The 19,956-nt window shown below is 67.1% G+C and carries 16 protein-coding genes; 9 read left to right on the top strand and 7 right to left on the bottom strand.

Translation table 11 applies throughout. The features are described 5' to 3' along the window. Positions 1 to 63 precede the first annotated feature (63 nt). Together CR105_RS15945 and CR105_RS15940 are read left to right on the top strand one after the other, a co-directional pair. Positions 64 to 804: a DNA-formamidopyrimidine glycosylase family protein gene (locus CR105_RS15945; protein WP_099789899.1), complete on the top strand. Its 741-nt coding sequence runs from the start codon at positions 64 to 66 to the stop codon at positions 802 to 804. Positions 805 to 951: 147 nt separating this feature from the next. Continuing rightward, the gene (locus tag CR105_RS15940; RefSeq protein WP_099789897.1) at positions 952 to 2,457 is read left to right on the top strand and encodes a response regulator; all 1,506 of its coding nucleotides are present in this window, start codon (positions 952 to 954) and stop codon (positions 2,455 to 2,457) included. Between the two features lie 73 nt (positions 2,458 to 2,530). Here the strand turns inward: CR105_RS15940 and CR105_RS15935 are convergent, their stop codons facing one another. The 3 genes from CR105_RS15935 to CR105_RS15925 all read right to left on the bottom strand — a co-directional run bounded on the left by CR105_RS15935 (position 2,531) and on the right by CR105_RS15925 (position 4,852). Then, positions 2,531 to 3,904, bottom strand: a complete 1,374-nt coding sequence (locus tag CR105_RS15935) for a GAF domain-containing sensor histidine kinase (protein ID WP_099789895.1) — start codon at positions 3,902 to 3,904, stop codon at positions 2,531 to 2,533. Positions 3,905 to 3,999: 95 nt separating this feature from the next. Then, complete coding sequence (locus tag CR105_RS15930) at positions 4,000 to 4,497, bottom strand: hypothetical protein (RefSeq protein ID WP_099789893.1); 498 nt, start codon at positions 4,495 to 4,497, stop codon at positions 4,000 to 4,002. Between the two features lie 145 nt (positions 4,498 to 4,642). After that, positions 4,643 to 4,852 carry a hypothetical protein gene (locus CR105_RS15925; protein ID WP_099789891.1) on the bottom strand — a complete coding sequence of 70 codons (210 nt, stop codon included), beginning with the start codon at positions 4,850 to 4,852 and terminating at the stop codon, positions 4,643 to 4,645. Between the two features lie 254 nt (positions 4,853 to 5,106). Between CR105_RS15925 and CR105_RS15920 the strand changes: the two genes are divergently transcribed. Next, positions 5,107 to 5,484 carry a hypothetical protein gene (locus tag CR105_RS15920; protein WP_099789889.1) on the top strand — a complete coding sequence of 126 codons (378 nt, stop codon included), beginning with the start codon at positions 5,107 to 5,109 and terminating at the stop codon, positions 5,482 to 5,484. Positions 5,485 to 5,495: 11 nt separating this feature from the next. Here CR105_RS15920 and CR105_RS15915 read toward each other — a convergent pair whose 3' ends face one another. Further along, entirely contained in the window at positions 5,496 to 6,239 is a 744-nt protein-coding gene (locus CR105_RS15915; protein ID WP_099789887.1) for a metallophosphoesterase family protein, read from the bottom strand. 350 nt (positions 6,240 to 6,589) lie between these two features. Here CR105_RS15915 and CR105_RS15910 point away from each other — a divergent pair, with 350 nt between their 5' ends. Then, on the top strand, positions 6,590 to 7,615 hold the full coding sequence (locus tag CR105_RS15910) for an SGNH/GDSL hydrolase family protein (RefSeq protein WP_229413968.1): 1,026 nt from the start codon (positions 6,590 to 6,592) through the stop codon (positions 7,613 to 7,615). A 19-nt stretch (positions 7,616 to 7,634) separates the two neighbouring features. Here the strand turns inward: CR105_RS15910 and queC are convergent, their stop codons facing one another. Further along, entirely contained in the window at positions 7,635 to 8,351 is a 717-nt protein-coding gene (gene queC / locus CR105_RS15905; protein ID WP_099789883.1) for a 7-cyano-7-deazaguanine synthase QueC, read from the bottom strand. Positions 8,352 to 8,522: 171 nt separating this feature from the next. On the opposite strand from queC, the gene CR105_RS15900 reads away from it, so the two are divergent. Continuing rightward, positions 8,523 to 10,292 (top strand): autotransporter assembly complex protein TamA, encoded by a 1,770-nt coding sequence (locus tag CR105_RS15900; RefSeq protein ID WP_229413967.1) that lies wholly within the window; start codon positions 8,523 to 8,525, stop codon positions 10,290 to 10,292. After that, on the top strand, positions 10,292 to 14,743 hold the full coding sequence (locus CR105_RS15895) for a translocation/assembly module TamB domain-containing protein (RefSeq protein ID WP_099789879.1): 4,452 nt from the start codon (positions 10,292 to 10,294) through the stop codon (positions 14,741 to 14,743). Before CR105_RS15900 ends, CR105_RS15895 begins: the two co-directional genes overlap by 1 nt. Here the strand turns inward: CR105_RS15895 and CR105_RS28370 are convergent. Then, a complete protein-coding gene (locus CR105_RS28370; RefSeq protein ID WP_180288214.1) occupies positions 14,740 to 14,904 on the bottom strand; it encodes a hypothetical protein in 165 nt (54 codons plus the stop codon). The two genes, CR105_RS15895 and CR105_RS28370, sit on opposite strands and share 4 nt — an antisense overlap. Positions 14,905 to 15,098: 194 nt before the next feature. Next, a complete protein-coding gene (locus CR105_RS15890; protein WP_099789877.1) occupies positions 15,099 to 17,543 on the bottom strand; it encodes a S9 family peptidase in 2,445 nt (814 codons plus the stop codon). 135 nt (positions 17,544 to 17,678) lie between these two features. On the opposite strand from CR105_RS15890, the gene CR105_RS15885 reads away from it, so the two are divergent. From CR105_RS15885 to CR105_RS15875, 3 genes are read left to right on the top strand one after another with little or no spacing between them, the layout of a single operon-like run. After that, positions 17,679 to 18,188: a CcdC protein domain-containing protein gene (locus tag CR105_RS15885; protein ID WP_099789941.1), complete on the top strand. Its 510-nt coding sequence runs from the start codon at positions 17,679 to 17,681 to the stop codon at positions 18,186 to 18,188. Positions 18,189 to 18,211: 23 nt separating this feature from the next. Continuing rightward, positions 18,212 to 19,369 carry a saccharopine dehydrogenase family protein gene (locus CR105_RS15880; RefSeq protein WP_229413961.1) on the top strand — a complete coding sequence of 386 codons (1,158 nt, stop codon included), beginning with the start codon at positions 18,212 to 18,214 and terminating at the stop codon, positions 19,367 to 19,369. Beyond that, on the top strand, positions 19,366 to 19,914 hold the full coding sequence (locus CR105_RS15875) for a DUF4166 domain-containing protein (protein WP_180288213.1): 549 nt from the start codon (positions 19,366 to 19,368) through the stop codon (positions 19,912 to 19,914). Before CR105_RS15880 ends, CR105_RS15875 begins: the two co-directional genes overlap by 4 nt. Positions 19,915 to 19,956: the final 42 nt, after the last annotated feature.

Raw genomic sequence — 19,956 nt, 5'->3', positions numbered from 1 at the left:
GTTAGTCCCCGCACACCGCGCCGTCAGCCTTGCCTCCAGAATGCATCCAAAGGAGACTCAACCATGCCCGAAGGACCATCGCTCGTCATCCTGCGCGAAGAAGCAGCCCGTTTCGAGGGGCAAGAAATCATCACCGCCGAGGGCAACACCGACGCGTTAGAGCCGGCCGAGCTGGTCGGGCAACCGATCCTGTCGCTGCGCACCTTCGGCAAGCAATTTATCGTCGAGCTGCCGGACATGGCCTTCCGCGTCCACTTCATGCTGTTCGGCAGCTATCGCATCGATGAGCGCAAGGACCGCCCGCCGCGCCTGGCGCTGGGCATGCAGGATGGCGGCGAACTGAACTTCTACGGCTGCTCGATCAAGCTGGTGGATACCGACCTTGATTCGGTCTACGACTGGAGCGGCGACGTCATGTCGGACCAGTGGAGCGCCCGCAAGGCGCTCAAGAAACTGCGCGCGGCGCCGGCCACGCTGGCGTGCGACGCCCTGCTCGACCAGACCATCTTTGCCGGCGTCGGTAATATCGTCAAGAATGAGGTGCTCTTCCGCATCAAGGTGCACCCCTTGAGCCCGGTCGGCGCGCTGCCGCCGGCCAAGTTGCGCGAATTGGTGACCGAGGCGCGTCAATACTGTTTCGACTTCCTGGCGTGGAAGAAAGCCTTCGTTCTGCGGCAAAACTGGCTGGCGCACAAGAAGGTCGCCTGTCCACGCTGCAAGATCAAGTTCACGAAAGCCCACCTCGGCACGACAAACCGGCGTAGTTTCTTCTGCGAATCCTGTCAGAAACGCTATCCAAGATAGCCTTTGCAACAGATTCGATGCTCGATGGTAAGGCATTTAACATTGTTTGTTGTTATTGGGCATTTCTCATACTACAATCGAACGAATGCCTGCGTTTAGGCAACATTTTTATTGTCGACTTCAATCTACGGTATCGGAATACGTCCCATGTCCTTCCTCTCTTCCGCCGCGCCAAAGCTCGCACCGTGGAAAGTATTGCTTGTCGACGATGAGCCAGATATTCATGATGTCACCAAATTGACGCTGACACGTTTCCGTCTCGACGAACGTGCCCTCACCTTCCTGCACGCCTACAGCGGCGCCGAAGCGAAGGAAATCCTGGCGCGCGAAACCGACATCGCCCTGGTGTTCCTCGACGTCGTGATGGAAAAAGAGAACAGCGGCCTTGAAGTGGCGCGCTGGATGCGCAAGGACCTCAATAACCAGTTCACCCGCATCGTCCTGCGCACCGGTCAGCCTGGCCAGGCGCCGGAAGAGCGCGTGATCGTTGACTACGACATCAACGATTACAAGGAAAAGACCGAGCTTGACCGCACTAAACTGTTCACCACCACGTTCGCCGCGCTGCGCGCCTACCGCGACATCATGAAGGTCGAAGATGCCCGCCGCGCCCAGCTGAATTACCGCGAAGGCCTCGAGCGCGTGATCGCCGCGTCGGCCCACATCTTCCAGCAACGCAATCTGAAAGACTTCGCCAGCGGCCTGCTGCAGCAAGTCGTCGCGCTGCTGCGCTTCGAGCAAAGCATGCTGCTGCGCCTGTCCGGCGCCAGCCTGATCAGCGGCGAAACCGAATATGAAGTGCTGGCACAGATTGGTGACCTCGGCAGCGAGGTGATCGGCCCGGCTCTGCTCGCCCAGCTCGACGATGCGCGCCACAACCGCATCTCGCGCCTGCACGGCGACACCTACGTCGGTTATTTCCCCAACCACAGCGGCAAGGCGTCGCTGCTGGTGCTCAAGGGCGTGGACGAAATCTCCGACATCGACGCCCAGCTGCTCGAGGTATTCTGCTCGGGCGTGGCGATCGCTTTCGACAACATCCTGCTGAACCAGGAAATCACCGATACGCAGGCCGAACTGATCTTGCGGCTCGGCGACGTCGTCGAGTCGCGTTCCCACGAAGCCGGCAACCACGTGCGGCGCATGTCGCAGGTATGCCATCTGCTCGCGCTGGCGTCCGGCTTGCCGGAAGACGAAACGGCGGTGCTGATGCACGCCGCGCCGATGCACGACATCGGCAAGATCGCCACGCCCGACGCGGTGTTGCTCAAGCCGGGCAAGCTGACGCCGGAAGAGTGGGAGATCATGAAGCAGCATCCGACCGTCGGCCTGTCGATCCTGGATGGCTCGACGCGGCCGATCCTGAAGGCGGCCGCCGTGATCGCCCACCAGCACCACGAAAAATACGACGGCACCGGCTATCCGCAAGGGCTGAAGGGGCTCGACATCCACCCGTACGCGCGGATCGTGGCGGTGGCCGACGTGTTTGACGCGCTCAGCCACAAACGCTGCTACAAGGAAGCGTGGCCGATCGAGCAGGTGGTCGGTCACCTGCGTGAAGTGGCCGGACACCACCTCGATCCGCACTACGTCGAGCTGCTGATCGCCAACATCGACCAGGCCGTCGACATCAACCGCCGCTGGCCCGACTAAGCCTGCCGCCAGCGCGCCCGTCGCAATCCCGGCGCAAGGGGGACCCATACTGAGCCAATCGGCCCGCGCCATCTCACGCAGCCACCTTCTCCTTGCGCCGGCTGCGCGGGAACCGCAAGTGATATTGCAAGCCCTGCCCCGGCGCGCTCTCGACCTTCACCGTGCCGCCCAGCGCGCCCGTGACCAGGTTGTACAGGATGTGCGCGCCGAGCCCGCTGCCGCCGCTGCCGCGCCGCGTCGTGAAAAACGGATCGAACAGCTTGCCCAGCGTCTCGGCATCCATGCCGGCGCCGTTGTCGCTGTAATCGAGCACCACCGTGTCGCCCTCCAGCGCGCCCTTGATGACGATGACGCCCGCCTGGTCGCCCTCGAAGCCGTGCACCAGCGAATTCATCAGCATGTTGGTGACCACCTGCGACACCGCCCCAGGAAAACTTTCCAGGTTGATGTCCGGTCCGCAATCGACCTCGACCTTCACCGGCCGCCCCTTCAGCTTCGGCTGCAGCGACAGCAGCACTTCGCTCAGGTACTTCTTCAGGTCGAAACTGCGGATGTCGTCGGATGACTGGTCCACCGCCACCTGCTTGAAGCTGCGCACCAGCGCCGCCGCGCGCTGCGTATTGGTCGTCATGATGCGCAGCGACTGGTCGACGATGTCGAAAAACTGCTCCAGGCTCTCGGCCGTCATCGCGCCGGCCGCCAGCTCTTCGCGCGTGAGCTTGAGTTCCTGCACCAGGTGGCTGGTGGCGGTGACGCAAATGCCCAGCGGCGTGTTGATTTCATGGGCCACGCCGGCCACCAGGCGCCCCAGCGAGGCCAGCTTTTCCTGCCGCACCAGCTCGGACTGCGCTTCCTGCAGCGCCACGTTGCGCTGCTCGAGCAGCGCGGTGCGCTCATGCACCGCGCGCTCGAGCCGGTCCATGCTCTGCAGGCCTTGCAGCGCGTTCGACACGTGGTTGGCCAGCAGCGCGAACAGCGCCTGGTCCTCGTCGCTGAACCTGTGCTCGGGGGAATAGCTCTGGATGACGATCACGCCCAGCGCCTGGTGCTGGCGGTCCAGCAACGGGCAGCCGAGCCAGTGCTCGGCGGTGCTGCCCAGGCCCCAGCTGCTGCCGTCGCCGCGCGCGTTGTGCTCGGCCGCCGTCATCACCAGGGTGCGTCGGTTCAGGATCACCCACGCCGTCGGCGACTGGTCGGGCGAGGCCAGCGTGACGCGCTCTTGCGGATCGGGCGTCGGATCGACTTCATCGACAAAGTAGACGAAGCGCACGCTGTCGTCTTCGCGTTCGCTGAGGGCGACATAGAAATTGGCCGCATACATGATGCGCCCGAGCGAGCGGTGCACCGCGCGGATGAATTCGGTGATGTCACCGCCGGCGGTCGACAATTGCCCGATCTCGAGCAGCATCGCCTGGACGGTTTCCAGGCGGCTGAGGCGACTTTCCATCATGTTCCTTTTGTTAAATGCATTTGGGAAATATTATCAGCTTCCCCGCCCGGATAGTCCGGTCAGCTAACAAAAGGCTGGCAAAGTGTGGGTTTTCAGCGCGGCGCGCGAAATTCGTTCTCCACCCAGGTCGCCGCGCTCGCCGGCGATAGCTTGAAATTGGCCGCCACGCGCGACTGCGCGATGCGCTCGCCGACCTCATCGAACGCGCTCAGCAGCGCATACGGATGCTCGTCGTCGGGCACGATGTCGAGCGTGACCTTCAGCTCAACGCCATCGCTGGCCACCACGGTGCTCTTGTGCAGCAATGCATGCAGCTGCTGCTCGTGGCGGCGCAGCACTTCGGCCGCCGTCTTGACCAGCGTGTGGAAGGCGTTGACGTCGAGCGGCTTCGGATTTTTCTTGTCGCGCCCCATCGTCCACGGCCCCACCAGCGCCGGCTCCGGCTCGCCGTCCTTGATCATCGCCACCGCCCAGCCTTCGTCATCTTCGTTCTTGATCACCCGCGCGGTCCAGCCGTTGCCCTTCCACAGCCGTGGTTCTTGTACGGGCGCGTCGTCATCGGGCTCGTGGCCGGTTTCTTCATCATTCATTCGTGGTCACTTTCGCTTCGTTGGTGGACGAACCGGCTCCATGGCCGGCTCAACAGCACGATTTTACCGAATCGGCGGCGCCCGCGCGCGCGCATGCGCGTTTTGCGAGCAGGCAAAAAAAAGCCCGCGCGGGGCGGGCGGCCTGTCACAACCTCTGGCGCGGACCTGGCGGCGGCGCGATGGGCGGCCCCATCGGCGGCACCGGCGGGTCGATGGCCGGGCTCGGGGTTTGGTAAGTGTAGGGGTTGATGATGATCGGCGGTATCGCCGGCGGCGCCGAAGGCGGTCCTTTCGGACCATCCCAGCCGAACAGCAACGACGTCGGCACGGTCAGCGCAAAACAGGCGGCTAGCATTGGCTCTCCCTTCGATAAAGCAGGGGTTCAGTATAGGCAATGAGGCGGGCTTTTCAAGGAGAACCTCGGCCGTGGCGGCACATCGCCGCCTGCGCCGCCCGGCCCGCGCGCGATTCATCGCCCCTTTCGACAACTCTGACCCGCGTAATTTGCAGCCTGTCGCAATCCGCTGTCGCCGTCCGCCGCGCTTGTCTACAGTGCATGCATACCCAAACGAAACGACCCGAATAATTTTTCCTTAACGAGGCCTGGCCATGAAAAAAATCGCCCCTGTCATCATCTTGCTGCTGTGCTTTATGCTGGTCTGGAATGTCTTTGCCGATCCGTTCCCGCTGGACTTCGACATCGACGGCGAGATGGTGGACGGCCCGCTGGGCGCACTCATCGGCCTGCTGTTCGCCGGCGGCGGCCTGATCATCGCAGCACTGGTCGTGCTGATGGTCGGCGCCCTGCTGGCAGTCGTGTTCGCCGGCGTCGGGCTGCTGCTGACGGTCGGCCTGGGCGTCGGCTTCCTGGTCGTCGCCGCGGTCCTGTCGCCGCTGCTGTTGCCGGTGCTGATCCCGCTGGCCATCATCTGGTTCTTCATGGACCGCGCGCGCCGCAACCGCATCAAGGCAGCCGCCGCGGTCTGAGTCGATAACGCTCAGATGCCCTCGATCAGCCGCATCGCGAACACGATCGGCAACCCCGAGGCGATCACCCGCCGCGCCGCCGCGCCATGGTCGTACGGCACCCGGAAGTACGTCAGTTCACGCGTCACGTCGTCGTAGATGGCATAGCAGGCGGCGCAGTTGCCGTCGCGCGGTTGCCCCACCGCTCCCGGAATCACCAGGTACTGGTGCTGCGGCTTGATGGCGATGCGCGCGCCCGGCGTCGGCGAGTGGCTGCCCATGCGGCCATCGTCGGCCCGCCGGTACAGCGCCGGCGTGTGCACGTGGCCGCAAAACACCATCCGGCTGCGCGTCGCCTTCAGGCTGCGCTCGGCCTCCTCCAGCCCCGTCACATATTCCCACTTGACCGGATCGAACGCGCTGGCATGCACGAACAGCATGTTGCCGCGCTGCTCCGTCAGCGGCAGCCCCGCCAGGAACGACAGGTGCGCCGCATTGAGCTGGCCGCGCGTCCATGCTATGACCTCGCGCGCCTCGGCATGCATTTGCGGGCGCGTTTCGTGGGTGACCGAATAGTCGTGATTGCCCTGCACCGCGGCGGCGCCCTGCAGCACGTAGTCCATCACCGTATCGAGCACCCACGCCGGATCGGCGCCATAGCCGACGAAGTCGCCCGTGAAGGCGTACTGGTCGGCGTTCTGCTGCTCGGCATGCGCCAGGCAAGCGCTCAGCGCTTCGCGGTTGGCGTGCAAATCGGTCAGGAGGGCAAGGCGCATGGCGTGGAGTAGAACGGGGAACGGGCGGTGAGGGCATCGGCAGCGAAAGCCGCTGCTGGCAGAGAGGACATCATAACATGGCGGCACGGCAAAATTAATTGCATTATCGGCGCATACGCAATCAATGCGCCTACTCTCTCGCAGGCGCTTGCAGCCAGGCGCTGAACGGCACGCGGTGTCGCCGCGCCCGTGCCGACTGCGCGCTTTTGACCGCCCTCAAACCACCGGCGTTTGGTCACGCGTGCGCCCCTGCCGCGCCGCGCGACGCTGGCATATTGGAACCAGCGCCAAACGTCGGCGTGCACACAATCCGGGGGACGACGATGCGGCAATGTTGCGTTGTACTGGCGATGCTGTTGGCGGCGCTGCTTGCCGCCTGCGGCGGCGACTCTGACGAGGGAAGGCGCTTCAGTTCGCAGGTCATCTTTGGCGACAGCCTGGCCGATGTCGGCACCGACAAGGTCGGCGCCATCGCCGCCGGCGGCGGCGGCCGCTTCACCATCAACGGCAACAACACGGCCGCCAACCCCGCACTGACGGGCCAGGTCTGGAGCGAGGTCATCGCCGTCCAGCTCGGCTTGCCCGCCCCGTGCGCCGCGCAGACGGGCCTAAATGGTGATGCGGCCTTCGGTTTCTCGGTGCCGGTGGTGAACCATCCCGGCTGCCTCGGCTACGCCCAGCCAGGCGCGCGGGTGACCGCGCCCGTCGGGCCGCGCCATCGCCTCACCGGCTCGCCGCTCGGCCAGCTGACCGTGCCGGTTGTCACGCAGATCGCCAACCACCTGGCCGCTGTCGGCGGCCGGTTCAGCGGCGATGAAGTCGTCTTCGTCACCGCCGGCGGCAACGACGCCATCTTCCTGCTCGATCAGCTGGCCGCCGGCAACACGTCCCCGGCCTCCGCGGTGGCGGCGATGGCGACGGCCGGCGCCGAGCTTGCCGACCTGGTGCGCAGCCGCATCATCGCCAACGGCGCCAATTTCATCGTCGTCAACAATCTGCCGGATATCGCCGTGACGCCGCTCGCCCGGCTGCAGGCGCCGCCGACCCAGGCACTGATCGCCGCCATGGTCGACGCCTTCAACACCGCGCTCAGGGAAGGTCTGGCCGGCGCGCCGCAGGTCCTGCAGATCGACCTGTTCGCCTTTACGCGCGACCAGGCCGCCAATCCCACCGCGTACGGCCTGACCAACGTCACCACCGCCGCCTGCGGTCCCAATGCGCTGGGCGGCTCTGCGCTGCTGTGCAATGCCAGCAACCTCAAGCCCGGCGACGTCAGCCACTTCATGTTCGCCGACGATGCCCATCCGACGCCGTACGAACACGCGCTGGTGGCCAGGTTCATCGCCCAGCGCATGGCCGCCAATGGCTGGCTGTGATGCCCGCCGGCGCCGCTGGTTAACTGGCGCTCGCCCCTTCGGCGGCGAACTGCGCATAGCCGCGCGCGCGCAATTCGCACGCCGGGCAGGTGCCGCAGCCATAACCCCACGCGCGCAGCGTGCCGCGCTCGCCGAGGTAGCAGGTGTGCGTCTGCTCGCGGATCAGGTCGACGAGCGCCATGCCGCCGGCCGCCTGCGCCAGCTGCCACGTCTGTTTCTTGTCGATCCACATCAGCGGCGTTTCGAGCTTGACGCGGGTGGCCATGCCGAGGTTCAGCGCCACTTGCAGCGCCTTCATCGTATCGTCGCGGCAATCCGGGTAGCCGGAGAAATCGGTCTCGCACATGCCGCCGACCAGCACGTTCAGGCCGCGCCGGTAAGCCAGCGTCGCCGCCACCGTCATGAACAGCAGATTGCGTCCCGGCACAAAGGTGTTCGGCAAGCCGTTTTCCTGCATCGCGATTTCAACGTTGCTCGTCAGCGCGGTGTCGGAAATGCGCCCGATCACCGACAGGTCGACCATGTGGTCCTCGCCCAGCCGGGCATCCCATTCGGGCTTGATCGCGCGCACCCCGGCCAGCACGGCCGGGCGCACCGTCAGTTCGATCGCATGGCGCTGGCCATAGTCGAAACCGATTGTCTCGACCCGCGCGTAGCGCTCCAGCGCCCATGCCAGGCACGTGGTGGAATCCTGTCCTCCGCTAAACAGGACCAGGGCGGTATCGGGTTGAAGCATGGGTAAGTTTCCAGTGTTTAGGCGTTCGCCATCATTTTCGGCGATCCGGTAAGATGCACTCAGCATTTTCCCGAATGGAGCCACATGTTTCTTGCACTACCTGACGACAGTTCCGCACGAGCGCCGCGGCGACCACGAATTTTGGCACAGATCGGGTTGGCCGTGTTCACGATGCTGGCCACCACGGCGGCCTACGCCCAGGGCGTCAGCTACACCGTCCGCATCGAAGCGCCCCGCCCGCTTAACGAACTGCTCGAGGAAAACCTCGACCTGGTGCGCTGGCGCGGCGACCCCCGCCTCGACCGCGACCAGCTGCAGCGCCTCGTCAAGAACACGCCGGAACAGGTAAAAACGCTGGTCGCCACCGAAGGCTACTATTCGCCGAAAGTCACGGCCAGCCTCGACCTCGAGCGCGCGCCGCTCGAGGCGGTGGTGATGGTCGATCCCGGCCCGCCGGTAGTGGTCGGCGACGTCGACCTGGTGCTGCAGGGCTTCGAGCCGTTGACCCCGGGCGGCGCCAGGCTCGACGCCGACGCGCTGCGCAACCAGTGGGCCCTGCCGGTCGGGCGCCGTTTCCGCCAGGCCGACTGGGAAGTGGCCAAGCGCGACCTGCTGCGCCAGGTGATGCGGGTGCGCTATCCGCGCGCCCAGCTGGTCGAGTCGCAAGCCACGGTCGACCCCGACGTGCTGCGCGCGCTGCTCAAGGTGGTGCTCGACAGCGGCCCCGAAGTGCGTTTCGACGGCCTGCGCATCGAAGGCCTGAAGCGCTACCCGCCGACCATCATCAACAACCTCAACCAGATCAAGCCGGGCGACGTCTACGACGAGACGGTGCTGCAGGCCTTCCAGGCGCGCCTGCAGGACACCGGCTACTTCAGCGGCGTCGAAGTGAGCGCCGACATGAGCGCGCTGCTCGACGAGAGCATCGAGACGCTGACCGACGAACAGCGCGCCGCGCGCAAACCGGTCGCCGGTCCGGTCAGCACGCCGGTGCTGGTGCGCGTCACCGAAAACAAGCAGAAGAACGTGTCGGCCGGTCTCGGTTATTCGACCAACACCGGCAACCGCGCCCAGCTTGCGTACGACGACCTGTCGGTGTTCGGCCTGCGCATGAAGAGCAACCTCATTTTCGAGACCTTGCGCCAGACCGCGCGCGCCGACTTCTACTTCCCGACCACGCCGAAAGGCTACAACGACAGCATCGGCGCCGGTTTCGAGCGCAATGACCTGCGCGGCGAGCGCACCAACGTCACCACCATCGCCGCGCGCCGCGCGTGGGGCTCGCCGCTGCTCGAGCGCAGCCTGACGCTCGAGGCGCTGACCGAGCAGCGCAGCGTCGACGGCCAGGCCAGAAGCAGCAGCAGCAGCAAAAGCGTGCCGCTCACTTACAGCATCACCAAACGCGCGCTCGACAACCTGCTGGTGCCGACCACCGGCTACGTCATCAACGCGCAGATCGGCGGCGCGCTGCTGCCGGTGCTCACCGACGAGCGCTTCGTGCGCGCCTCGACGCGCTTCGTCAACTACCGGCCGATGGGTTCGAATGCCACCCTGATTGTGCGCGCCGAAGCCGGCGCCGTCGCCTCCAGGCAAAAGGCCGGCGTGCCGAGCACCTTCCTGTTCCGCGCCGGCGGCGACCAGTCGGTGCGCGGCTACGCTTACCAGGAGCTGGGCGTCGTCGAAGGCACCGCCATCGTTCCCGGCCGCTACCTGCTGACCGGCAGCGCCGAGTACCAGTACTGGTTCAAGCCGCCATGGGGCGTGGCCGTGTTCTACGACGCCGGCAACGCCGCCGACAAGTTCAGCGAGCTGCATCCCAAATCCGGCTACGGCATCGGCGCGCGCTGGCGCAGCCCGGTCGGCCCGATCAACGTCGATCTCGCCTACGGCCACGCGGTCAAAAAAGCGCGCCTGCACTTCTCACTTGGATTCACGTTCTGATGGCCGATACCGATACCTCCGCTTCTGCTCCCGCTGCCCGCCGCGTCGGCAAGGCGCTGCCGCCGGTGCGCCCGCGCCGCTGGCCGCGCCGCCTCGCCATCGGAATTGCCGTCACCGCCGCGCTGCTGGCCGCCGGCTATTGGTACGGCGGGCGCGAATCGACCCTGCAGACCCTGGCGCAAAAGGTGTCGTCGGCCAGCGGCGGCGCCATCGTCATCACCGGCGTGACCGGCTCGCTGTACGGCTCGATGCACCTGAAGCACGTGGTGTTCCGCAGCCCCGACCAGCTCATCACCGGCAACGATATCGACATCGACTGGTCGCCCTTCCAGTACCTCACAAAAGGTATCGCCATCAGCAAACTGGACGTCGCCAGCCTGACCATGCAGACCTTGCGCGACAGCGGGCCGGCCAAGATGCCGGTCAGCCTGGCGCCGCCGTTCCAGCTGGCGATCGACAATGCGCGCCTGGCCAAGGTCACCATGATCGGCCTTGGCGCCACCACCGGCAGCGTGCTGTCCGACGTGCGCTTCAAGCTGCAGGGCGACCGCAACAAGTGGGTGCTGCAGGACGGCAGTGCCGTTACGCCGGTCGGCCAGGTCAGCGCCAGCGGCAGCATCGGCGCGGCCAGGCCGTTCAAGCTCGACGCCACCGCCAGCCTGACCCAGTTGCGCGTCGCGGCCGGCCAGAAGCCGGCGCAGCTGAACCTGCGCGCCGGCGGCGACCTGAACGCCACCGAAGTGGCCGCCACCGGCCAGTCCGGCGCCGCCGTCGGCGACGCCAAATTCTCATTGGCGCCGTTCGCCGACATCCCGCTGCGCGCGATGACCATCAACGGCCGCGGCATCGATCCGGGCTTTTTCAATCCGGCGCTGCCGACCGCCGACCTGACCCTCGCCGTGACGGCTACCATCGGCGCCAACCGCGACGTCGCCGGCAAGGTCAGCATCGACAACAAGGGCCCGGCCGGCACCATCGACAAGCAGCGCCTGCCGCTGCGGGCGATGCGCGGCGCGCTCACCGGCAACCTGGCCACACTGCGCGTGTCCGACGTGCTGATCGACTTCGGCGCGGCCGGTAAATTTACCGGTAGCGGCGCGGTCGCCCGCACGATCGAAGACACCGGCCTGGGCACCGCCGAATTCGTGCTGCACACCGACCGCCTCGATCTCAAGCAGCTGCACAGCCGCATGAAGGCGACCAAAATCGCCGGCGACATCAAGCTCGCCAACGCCGCCAACCAGCAGATCCTCATCGCCAAGCTGGCCGAAAGCGGGATGCGGCTCGACGCCCGCGCCACCCTGGCCGACAACCTGCTTACCATCGAGCAGGCGCAACTGGTCGCCGGCGCCGGCCGCGTCGACCTGGCCGGCACCGCCAGCCTGACCGGCGAGCAAGCCTTCAAGATCAACGCCAACGCCACCCGCTTCAACCCGGCCGCGTTCGGCGACTATCCGGCCGCCGACATCAATGCCGCCATCAACGCCAGCGGCCACGTCGCCCCGGCCTGGAAGGTGGCGGCCGACTTCGCGCTGCGGCCAAGCCGGCTGTTCAACCAGCCCTTGTCCGGCAAGGGCAAGTTCGACGCCGACGCCGCCCACGTCAGCAACGTCGCCGCCACCGTCGCCCTCGGCCGCAACACCGTCGACCTGCGCGGCAGCTTCGGCGCGCCCGGCGAGCGTTTGCTGTGGACCCTCGACGGGCGCGACCTGTCGGCCGCGCGCGGCGACTTGTACGGCGCCGTCAAGGCCAGCGGCGCCGTCACCGGCACCGTCGCCGCGCCGCGCACCACGTTTGTCGTCGACGCCAATGGTCTCGGCTGGGTGCCGGCGGTGCGCAAGGCCGACAACGGTACCTTGCGCGTCAGCGGCGAAGCCTGGCTCGTCGGCGCGGCCGGCGGCGCGCGCGTCGTCGAGGCCAAGGCCAGCGGCAGCGCGCAGCGCTTCAATCCCGCCGCCTTCGGCGCCTTTTTACCGGGCAGTATCAACGGCACCTTCGATGCCAGCGGGCGCTCCGGCGCCGACTGGCGCGGCGCCGTCAACCTCGCGCTGCAGCCGTCGACCCTGTCGAACGCGCCGCTGTGGGGCCACGCCAGACTGGCCGCCGATGCGCGCCACGTCTCGAATGCCGACATCGACCTGCACGTCGGCCCCAACGTCGTCGCCGCCAAGGGCAGCTTCGGCGCCGGCGGCGACAAGCTCGATTGGCGCATCGACGCCGCCCAGCTGGCCGTGCTCGGCCCCGATTTCGGCGGCGCGCTGAAAGGCGCCGGCACGCTGTCGGGCAGCATGGCCGCCCCGAGCCTGACGCTCGCCCTCGACGGCCACAACCTGCGCCTGCTCGGCAAGCACCAGGTCAAGCTGCTGCGCGCCAGCGCCAGCGTCGGCAGCGGACAGGGCGCCGCCGATCCGCTCGTCAGCGACGTCGAGATCACCAACTACGCCAGCGGCACCTTCCGCGTCGCCAGCGCGCGATTGCAGACCAGCGGCACGCGCGGCGCCCACGGCCTGCGCCTGGCCGCCCGCGGCGAAGACTTCGACGCCCTCGCCGAAGTGCGCGGCGGCTGGAACGCCGGCGCCTGGAACGGCACCGTCGCCACCTTGCAAAACCGCGGCCGCTACGCCCTCACGCTGCAGGCGCCCGCGCCGCTGCGCCTGGCCGTGGCGCCCGGCGCCGGCGTGATGGGGCTGGCAAGCCCGCAGCAAGTGTCGCTGTCGAACGCCGTCATCAAGCTGCCCGAGGGCAGCGTCACCTTGCAGTCGCTCGACAAGACCGGCGCGCGCTGGACCAGCAAGGGCGCCGCCACCGGCGTGCCGCTCAACTACCTGGCGCAGTTCTCGCAAGGCATGCGCGACAACCTGTCCGGCGACCTGACCCTCGGCGCCCAGTGGGCCGTCGACATGCAGGCCGGCGCCGCGCCCGCCGCCGCGCCGGCGCTCAAGGGCATGCTGCACGTGTTTCGCGAAAAGGGCGACCTGGTCGCCGGCGCCGAAGTGCCGGTGGTGCTCGGCCTGCGCCAGTTCGACGCCCGCGCCGACGTCGCCGACGGTGTGCTGCGCATGCAGCTCGAACTGGACGGCACCCGCGCCGGCCGTGCCCGCGTCGACGCCACCGCCCGCATGATCGATGGGCGCCTCGGCAACGCCAGCCCGCTGACGCTCAGCGCCAAGGCCGACATGGGATCGATCGCCTGGCTGGCGCCGCTCACGGGCCAGCCGGCGCTGGAAATGGATGGCACCCTGAAGGTCGACCTGACCGGCGCCGGCACCGTCGGCACGCCGAGCCTGAACGGCAGCGTCAATGGCGACAACCTGGCGCTGCGCTGGGCCGAACAGGGCGTCAAGCTGCGCAACGGCCAGCTGCGCGCGCAACTGGCCGGCGACCAGCTGGTGCTGCAGCGCCTCGCCTTCGACGGCGCCCAGGGCCGCGCCGTCGCCGACGGCGCGGTGCGCTTCGCCGGCGGCGAAGCGAGCATAAACCTCAAGCTGGTGGCCGACAAGCTCGAAGTGCTGTCGCGCCCCGACCGCATCCTGGTCGTCTCCGGCCAGACCACGCTCACGCGCGACGCCCGCAAGTTTGCGCTCGAAGGCAAGCTGCGCGCCGACCGCGCGCTGATCGAGCTGGCCCCGCAAGGCCGCCCGACGATGTCGGAAGACGTCGTCGTGATCGGCCGCGGGCGCAACGGCACTGTCGCAAAGGAAAAGGAAGCGCCGTCGCTGCCGCTGACGGTCGACCTCGAGGCCGACCTCGGCAACGAGTTCCGCCTGCGCGGCATGGGCGTCGACGCCGAGCTGGCCGGCGTCGTGCGCCTGCGCGCCGCCGGCGGGCGCACGCCGCGCGCCAACGGCACCATCCGCGTCGTCAGCGGCACCTACGCCGCCTACGGCCAAAAGCTGGCGATCGACCGCGGCGTGCTGACCTTCAGCGGCCCGTACGACAATCCGGCGCTGAGCATCCTGGCAGTGCGCAAGCGCCCCGAGGGCGAGATGCTGTCGGAGACCAACGTCGAAGCCGGCGTCGAAATCCGCGGCACCGCGCAGTCGCCGGTGGCCAAGCTGGTGTCGACGCCATCGGTGCCGGACAGCGAAAAGCTGTCATGGCTGGTGCTCGGGCATGGCATGGAAGGCACGTCCGGCAACGAGGCCGGCGTGCTGAGCGCCGCGGCCGGCGCCCTGCTCGGTGGCGGCAAAGGCGGCGGCTTCCAGTCGCGCCTGGCCAATTCGCTCGGCGTGGACGAACTGGGCCTGTCGCAGGCCAAGGGATTGGAAAGCACCGTCGTCACGGTCGGCAAGCGCATTTCCGCGCGTGCCTACCTGAGCTTCGAACAGGGCGCCACCACGGCGTCGAGCCTGGTGCGGCTGCGCTACAAGCTCAATCCGCGCATCACGCTGCAATTCCAGACCGGCACCAATACCGCGCTCGACGTGCTCTATTCGTGGGCCTTCGACTAGTGCAGCGTCACGTACGGCTTCGGATCGGGCACCGCGTCATCGCCGTGGTCCGGGTGGGTCGGCGGATGGTGTGGATGGGGATTGTCGAACGGCTCGGGCGTCGGCTCGTCGGCCGGTACCGGATCGGGCGCGCGGTGCGCCTGGATTGCAGCTTGATTCATGGCGGTCACTCCTGAAGGTGGAGTGTCGAAGTTACCACATTCGCCCGGCACGTCGCGTCCGGCACGGCCAGGTTCTGATCGCAGCGGCAATCGCCAGCTAAACCTTCCGCCCAAAAAAAACGTCATCCTCGCTTCGCCAGGATGACGTCTTCGTAAAGAGCAGGTCTGACCTATGGTCAGACCCCAAAAAACGCTTAAGGTTTCGCGTTCTTGACGTACTTTTCGAGCCAGCTGTTCGTTTCGAACAGCATGTGCATGATCGATTCGCGGGCGCGGTAGGCGTGGCTCTCGTTCGGCAGCATTACCAGGCGCGCGGTGCCGCCCATGCCTTTGATCGCCTGGAACATGCGCTCGCTCTGGATCGGGAAGGTGCCCGAGTTGTTATCCTGCTCGCCGTGGATCATCAGCATCGCGTCCTTGATCTTGTCGGCGTTATTAAATGGCGACATCGTGTGGTAGACCTCCTGCGCCTTCCAGAACGGCCGCTCTTCCGACTGGAAGCCGAATGGCGTGAGCGTGCGGTTGTAGGCACCGCTGCGCGCGATACCGGCGCGGAACAGGCGTGTGTGCGCCAGCAGGTTGCCGGTCATGAAAGCGCCATAGGAGTGGCCGCCGATGGCGATGCGGTGGCGTTCGGCCACGCCGCGCCGCACCACTTCGTTGACGGCCGCTTCGGCGTTGGCGATCAGCTGCGGCAGGTAGGTGTCGTTCGGTTCTGCCGTGCCGGCGCCGACGATCGGCATCGACGGATTATCGAGCACCGCGTAGCCCATCGCCAGGAACGCCGCCGGGCCCCAGTAGCTGACCGCGTTGAAGCGGTATGGCGAACCGGTGGTCTGGCTGGCCGCGCTGGCGCTCTTGAACTCGGCCGGATAGGCCCACATGATCATCGGCAGCGGGCCGTCGCGTTTCGGCTCGTAGTTCGGCGGCAGCAGCAGCGTCGCCGTCAGGTCGACGCCGTCGGCGCGCTTGTAGCGGATCTGCTCCTTCTGCACGTCCTTGAGCTGAGGGGTCGGATGGGCGAAGCGGGTCAGCGCGGTCAGCTGCGCCGCGGCCGGCTTGGCCAGGTCGCGCACGTAGTAGTTGGCACGCTCGGTCGGCGACTCGCGCGTGGTCAGCAAGCGCGTGCCGTCGTCGCTCAGGACCGCCGCCACGTTCTCGTAGTAAGGCGCGGTACTCTGGAACAGGCGCTCCTTCTTCTTGGTAACCAGGCTGTAACGGTCGAGGAAGGGGCGATCGCCTTCGTTCGAAGCGCCGGCGCCGTCGAGCAGGATGGTCGAATCGGCGGCGATCAGCAGGCGCGGAAGTCCGGCGGCGTCAGGCTGCATGACCGGGCGGCCCGGATCGTTGTAGCGGTCTTCGCCGGAATAGGCGAACAGCAGGTCGGGGGCGGTGGCCGGCCGGTCGGGCGCGATGCGCCACGTCTTGACGGCGCGCGTCTTGTACCAGCGCTCGCTGATCAGCGCCACGTCGCCGCGGCCCCACTGGATGCCGCCGAAACGGGAACCCAGCCTGGCCAGCACGGCCGGCTTGTCGGCGAACGGCGCCGCCTGGCTGTAGACGACGTCGCGGATCTCGGCGGTCCTGGCCGGGTCGCCGCCGTCCTGGGCTTCGGCCCACACCAGCGTGGCCGGCGCATCGACGCGCCAGCTGACAGCGCGCACGCCGGACGACACGGCGTCGTTCCCCGGCGGCAGGCCTTCTTCGAGCGGCTTGTTGGCCACCAGGTGCACGGCCTTGCCGGTCAGGTCGCGCACGTCGACGCGACTGGCGAATGCGGACGCCGGCACGACGTACGAGAAGGGACGCTGCATCGCTTGCGACAGGATGTATTTGCCGTTCGGCGAAACGCGCGCGCCGGTGAACAGGTCAGGGGTGCCGACCAGGCGCGTCTTGCCGGCCACGTCCACCAGCGCCAGCTGCACCGTCGCGTAGTGTTCGAACAGTCTGGCGTCTTCTTCGTTTTTCAGCAGGTCCTGGTAGGTGCGCAGCTGGCGCGCGCCGGTGCTTTGGCCGCTGTCCTGCGTGGCCGGGCCGCCCGGGATGCCGGTTGCGACCGGCGCCTTGCCCAGCGCCGCCGGCTTCATCGTGACGAGCAGGCCGCTCGAATCTGGCAGCCAGCTAAAGCCGGAGCCGGCGACATACGACAGCGGCTGGGTGGTCAGGCGTTTCGCCACGCGCGTGGTGATGTCGACCAGCCACAGTTCGACTTTCGAGTCGCCGGCCTTGTCGGCGTAGGAGACGTGGGTGAAGGCGAGATAGCGCTGGTCGGGCGACCAGGCGGTATCGGCCAGGCGCAAGGTCTTCGGCAGGCCGGTGACCTTCATTTCGGCCTGGGTGCGGATATCGAGCAGCGACAGGTCGGTGCCGAAACTGAAGCGGCTTGGCGAATAGGTGCGCGGATTGATGCGCAGGCCGGCCAGCTTCAGTTCGGGCTGCGCCACTTCGACGATCGACGGCAGCGCCGGGGTGCCGATCATGGTTGCCAGGTTGCGCTTCGGCGACAGGCCAAGGCCCGGCGAGCGCGGCGCATCGACGATCGCCTGCAGCGGCGCCGGCGGCAATTGGTACTGGGCGTAGGCCGGCACTGCGGCGATCAGCGACAGAGCGAGCGGAACGAGGGGGAGGCTTTTGCGCATGGATCTCTCAGTGTGTTTACGCCGTCATTGCGGCGAGTTCGTGGATGGTGCATGTTGCGCATTCGGGCGCCGAAAGTCAATCGTCAAAGTGTATGCATGCCCTCTGGCGCGGCGAGCCTGGATTACAATGGCGGCATGAACCTGACCACCATCGCCCTCCTCGTCCTGACGCCGTTCCTCGTATGGCGCGTCTACTCCCGGTTGCGCACGATGATGGCGCGCCAGCGCTCGATCCTGTCGCGCCACTGGACCGGCGTCGGTGTGTTCCTGGCGATCGTGCTGGTGCCGGCGTCCGAACTGGCGTCGCGCCCGGAAGGGCTGGCGTGGCTGCTGGTCGGCACCGCCGCCGGCATCGCCTACGGCGTATGGGGGCTGCGCCTGACGCGTTTCGAGGATACCGGCGAAGGCTATTTCTTCACGCCGAACGCGCGCCTGGGCATCGTCATTGCGATGCTGTTTGTCGCGCGGGTGCTGTATATCGGCTTCGAGATCTACGCCAACCAGGGCAGCAACGTGCCGACTCCGCGCTTCACCGACAGCCCGCTGACGATGCTGGTCGTGGGCCTCACCGGCGGCTACTTCGGTACCTATTCGGCCGGCTTGTGGCGCTGGCGCCTGAAGCTGAAAAAAGCCGCCACAAAGTAGTCTTTCGGTGCCAAACTTGTCGCGTGATCGCGACAGATAACCATCCATCCCCCACCCCTCCAGGCGCGCCGTGCCGCGTGCTGCTGCTAGGCGGCTACGGCTTCTTCGGCAAACGTCTCGCCGCCCGCCTCGCTCTCGACCCGCTGATCGACCTGACCATCTGCGGGCGCGACCTGGCCGCGGCCGAAGCGCTGTCGGCATCGCTGAACCGGCAGACCGGCAGCGCGCGGTTTCATGCACAGCGCATCGACGTCCTGGCGCCCGGCCTGGCCGGGCATATCCGCAACAGCGGCGCGGCGGTGATGGTGCATGCGAGCGGCCCGTTCCAGGGCCAAGGTTATGGCGTCGCGCGCGCGTGCATCGAGGCCGGCGCCCACTACATCGACTTGTCCGACGGGCGCGAGTTCGTGTGCGGGATCAGCGCGCTCGACGCCGATGCCCGCGCAGCCGGCGTGTGCGTGATCAGCGGCGCAAGTTCGGTGCCGGCGTTGTCGAGCGCCGTGACTGACGCACTGGCGCGCGAGTTCACGCAGGTGCACGCGATCGACATCGGCATCAATCCGGGCAACCGCACCGAGCGGGGCCTGGCGACGGTGACGGCAATCCTCGGCTACACCGGCGCGGCGATTCCGAACTGGCGCGACGGCCGCTGGCAGAGCGTATTCGGCTGGCAGGGATTGCGCCGCCACGTCTATCCGGCGCCGGTTGGCGTGCGCTGGCTGGCGCATTGCGATGTGCCCGACCTGCAGCTGATGCCGGCGCGGTATCCGGGCGTTGATACCGTCAGCTTCCGCGCCGGCACCGAACTGCGCCTGCTGCATTTCGGCGCGTGGATGATGGCCGCCATGCGGCGGGCCGGCCTGGTGCGCGACTGGTCGCGCTACAGCGCGCAATTGAAGGCGGCCAGCGACCTGTTCATCCGCTTCGGCACCGATGCCGGCGCAATGCACGTCGAAGTGACTGGCGTAGCCGACGGCCGGCAGCTGCGGCGCTGCTGGACGCTGGTCGCGCTCGACGGCGACGGCCCCTTCGTTCCGACCCTGGCCAGCGCCGCGCTGGTGGCCAAGCTGGCGCGCGGCGAGCTGGCGTTTCGCGGCGCCACCCCATGCGTGGGACTGCTGACGGTGCAGGATTTTCTCGACGCGGCCAAGGGATTGGCCATCACGATGGAGACCATATGATGACGACTTCCGCGCAATCGGTATACCGCCAGGTGATGGGCGCCGACTTCAATTTGCTGGCGGCGGAACTGCAGCGCTTTCACAGCATGGCCGGACGGGCCCTGCTGACCGGGAGGTTCAGCGTACAGGGACCTGACAGCCATGCCGGCCGCCTGGTCAGCGCGCTGTTCGCGCTGCCGAAGACGGCGGCGGAGACGCCCTTCAAGTTCGAGCTCGATGCCAACCCGCGGCAGGAGACGTGGCGGCGGCACTTTCCGGACAGGTCGATGGTGTCGCGGATGCAGGCCGCGCCCGGCATGCTGATCGAACGCTTCGGGCCGATCAGGTTTTACTTCAGGCTGAAGACGAGCGAGGGGCAGCTAAGCATGCTGCTGCAATCGGTCACCGTTTTGGGGGTGCCGTCGCCGCGGTTCCTGATGCCGAAAGTATCGGCGCACGAATCGGGCGCGGACGGCAGGCTGCATTTTTCGGTCAGTGCGCACTTGCCGGTGGTAGGGCTGCTGGCCGAATACCGCGGCTATCTTGAGCTGGGTCCTGGGGCCTGACCCGATTGGGTCAGACCCAGATTGCGCTGCCGCCTTGCTAAC

It is taken from the genome of Massilia eurypsychrophila (genome assembly GCF_002760655.1).
GTDB lineage: Bacteria > Pseudomonadota > Gammaproteobacteria > Burkholderiales > Burkholderiaceae_D > JAFCUW01.
Note: the sequence above shows the minus strand (reverse complement) of the source record. Positions and strands in the feature narration are given on the sequence as shown.

Excerpts from the sequence above, each read along its gene's own strand:
- CR105_RS15935 (WP_099789895.1), bottom strand. The coding sequence starts at position 3,904 with ATGGAAAGTCGCCTCAGCCGCCTGGAAACCGTCCAGGCGATGCTGCTC.
- CR105_RS15885 (WP_099789941.1), top strand. The coding sequence starts at position 17,679 with ATGAACCTGACCACCATCGCCCTCCTCGTCCTGACGCCGTTCCTCGTA.
- CR105_RS15940 (WP_099789897.1), top strand. The coding sequence starts at position 952 with ATGTCCTTCCTCTCTTCCGCCGCGCCAAAGCTCGCACCGTGGAAAGTA.
- CR105_RS15930 (WP_099789893.1), bottom strand. The coding sequence starts at position 4,497 with ATGAATGATGAAGAAACCGGCCACGAGCCCGATGACGACGCGCCCGTA.
- CR105_RS15895 (WP_099789879.1), top strand. The coding sequence starts at position 10,292 with ATGGCCGATACCGATACCTCCGCTTCTGCTCCCGCTGCCCGCCGCGTC.
- queC (WP_099789883.1), bottom strand. The coding sequence starts at position 8,351 with ATGCTTCAACCCGATACCGCCCTGGTCCTGTTTAGCGGAGGACAGGAT.
- CR105_RS15900 (WP_229413967.1), top strand. The coding sequence starts at position 8,523 with ATGCTGGCCACCACGGCGGCCTACGCCCAGGGCGTCAGCTACACCGTC.
- CR105_RS15890 (WP_099789877.1), bottom strand. The coding sequence starts at position 17,543 with ATGCGCAAAAGCCTCCCCCTCGTTCCGCTCGCTCTGTCGCTGATCGCC.
- CR105_RS15925 (WP_099789891.1), bottom strand. The coding sequence starts at position 4,852 with ATGCTAGCCGCCTGTTTTGCGCTGACCGTGCCGACGTCGTTGCTGTTC.
- CR105_RS15920 (WP_099789889.1), top strand. The coding sequence starts at position 5,107 with ATGAAAAAAATCGCCCCTGTCATCATCTTGCTGCTGTGCTTTATGCTG.
- CR105_RS15875 (WP_180288213.1), top strand. The coding sequence starts at position 19,366 with ATGATGACGACTTCCGCGCAATCGGTATACCGCCAGGTGATGGGCGCC.
- CR105_RS15945 (WP_099789899.1), top strand. The coding sequence starts at position 64 with ATGCCCGAAGGACCATCGCTCGTCATCCTGCGCGAAGAAGCAGCCCGT.
- CR105_RS28370 (WP_180288214.1), bottom strand. The coding sequence starts at position 14,904 with ATGAATCAAGCTGCAATCCAGGCGCACCGCGCGCCCGATCCGGTACCG.
- CR105_RS15915 (WP_099789887.1), bottom strand. The coding sequence starts at position 6,239 with ATGCGCCTTGCCCTCCTGACCGATTTGCACGCCAACCGCGAAGCGCTG.
- CR105_RS15910 (WP_229413968.1), top strand. The coding sequence starts at position 6,590 with ATGCTGTTGGCGGCGCTGCTTGCCGCCTGCGGCGGCGACTCTGACGAG.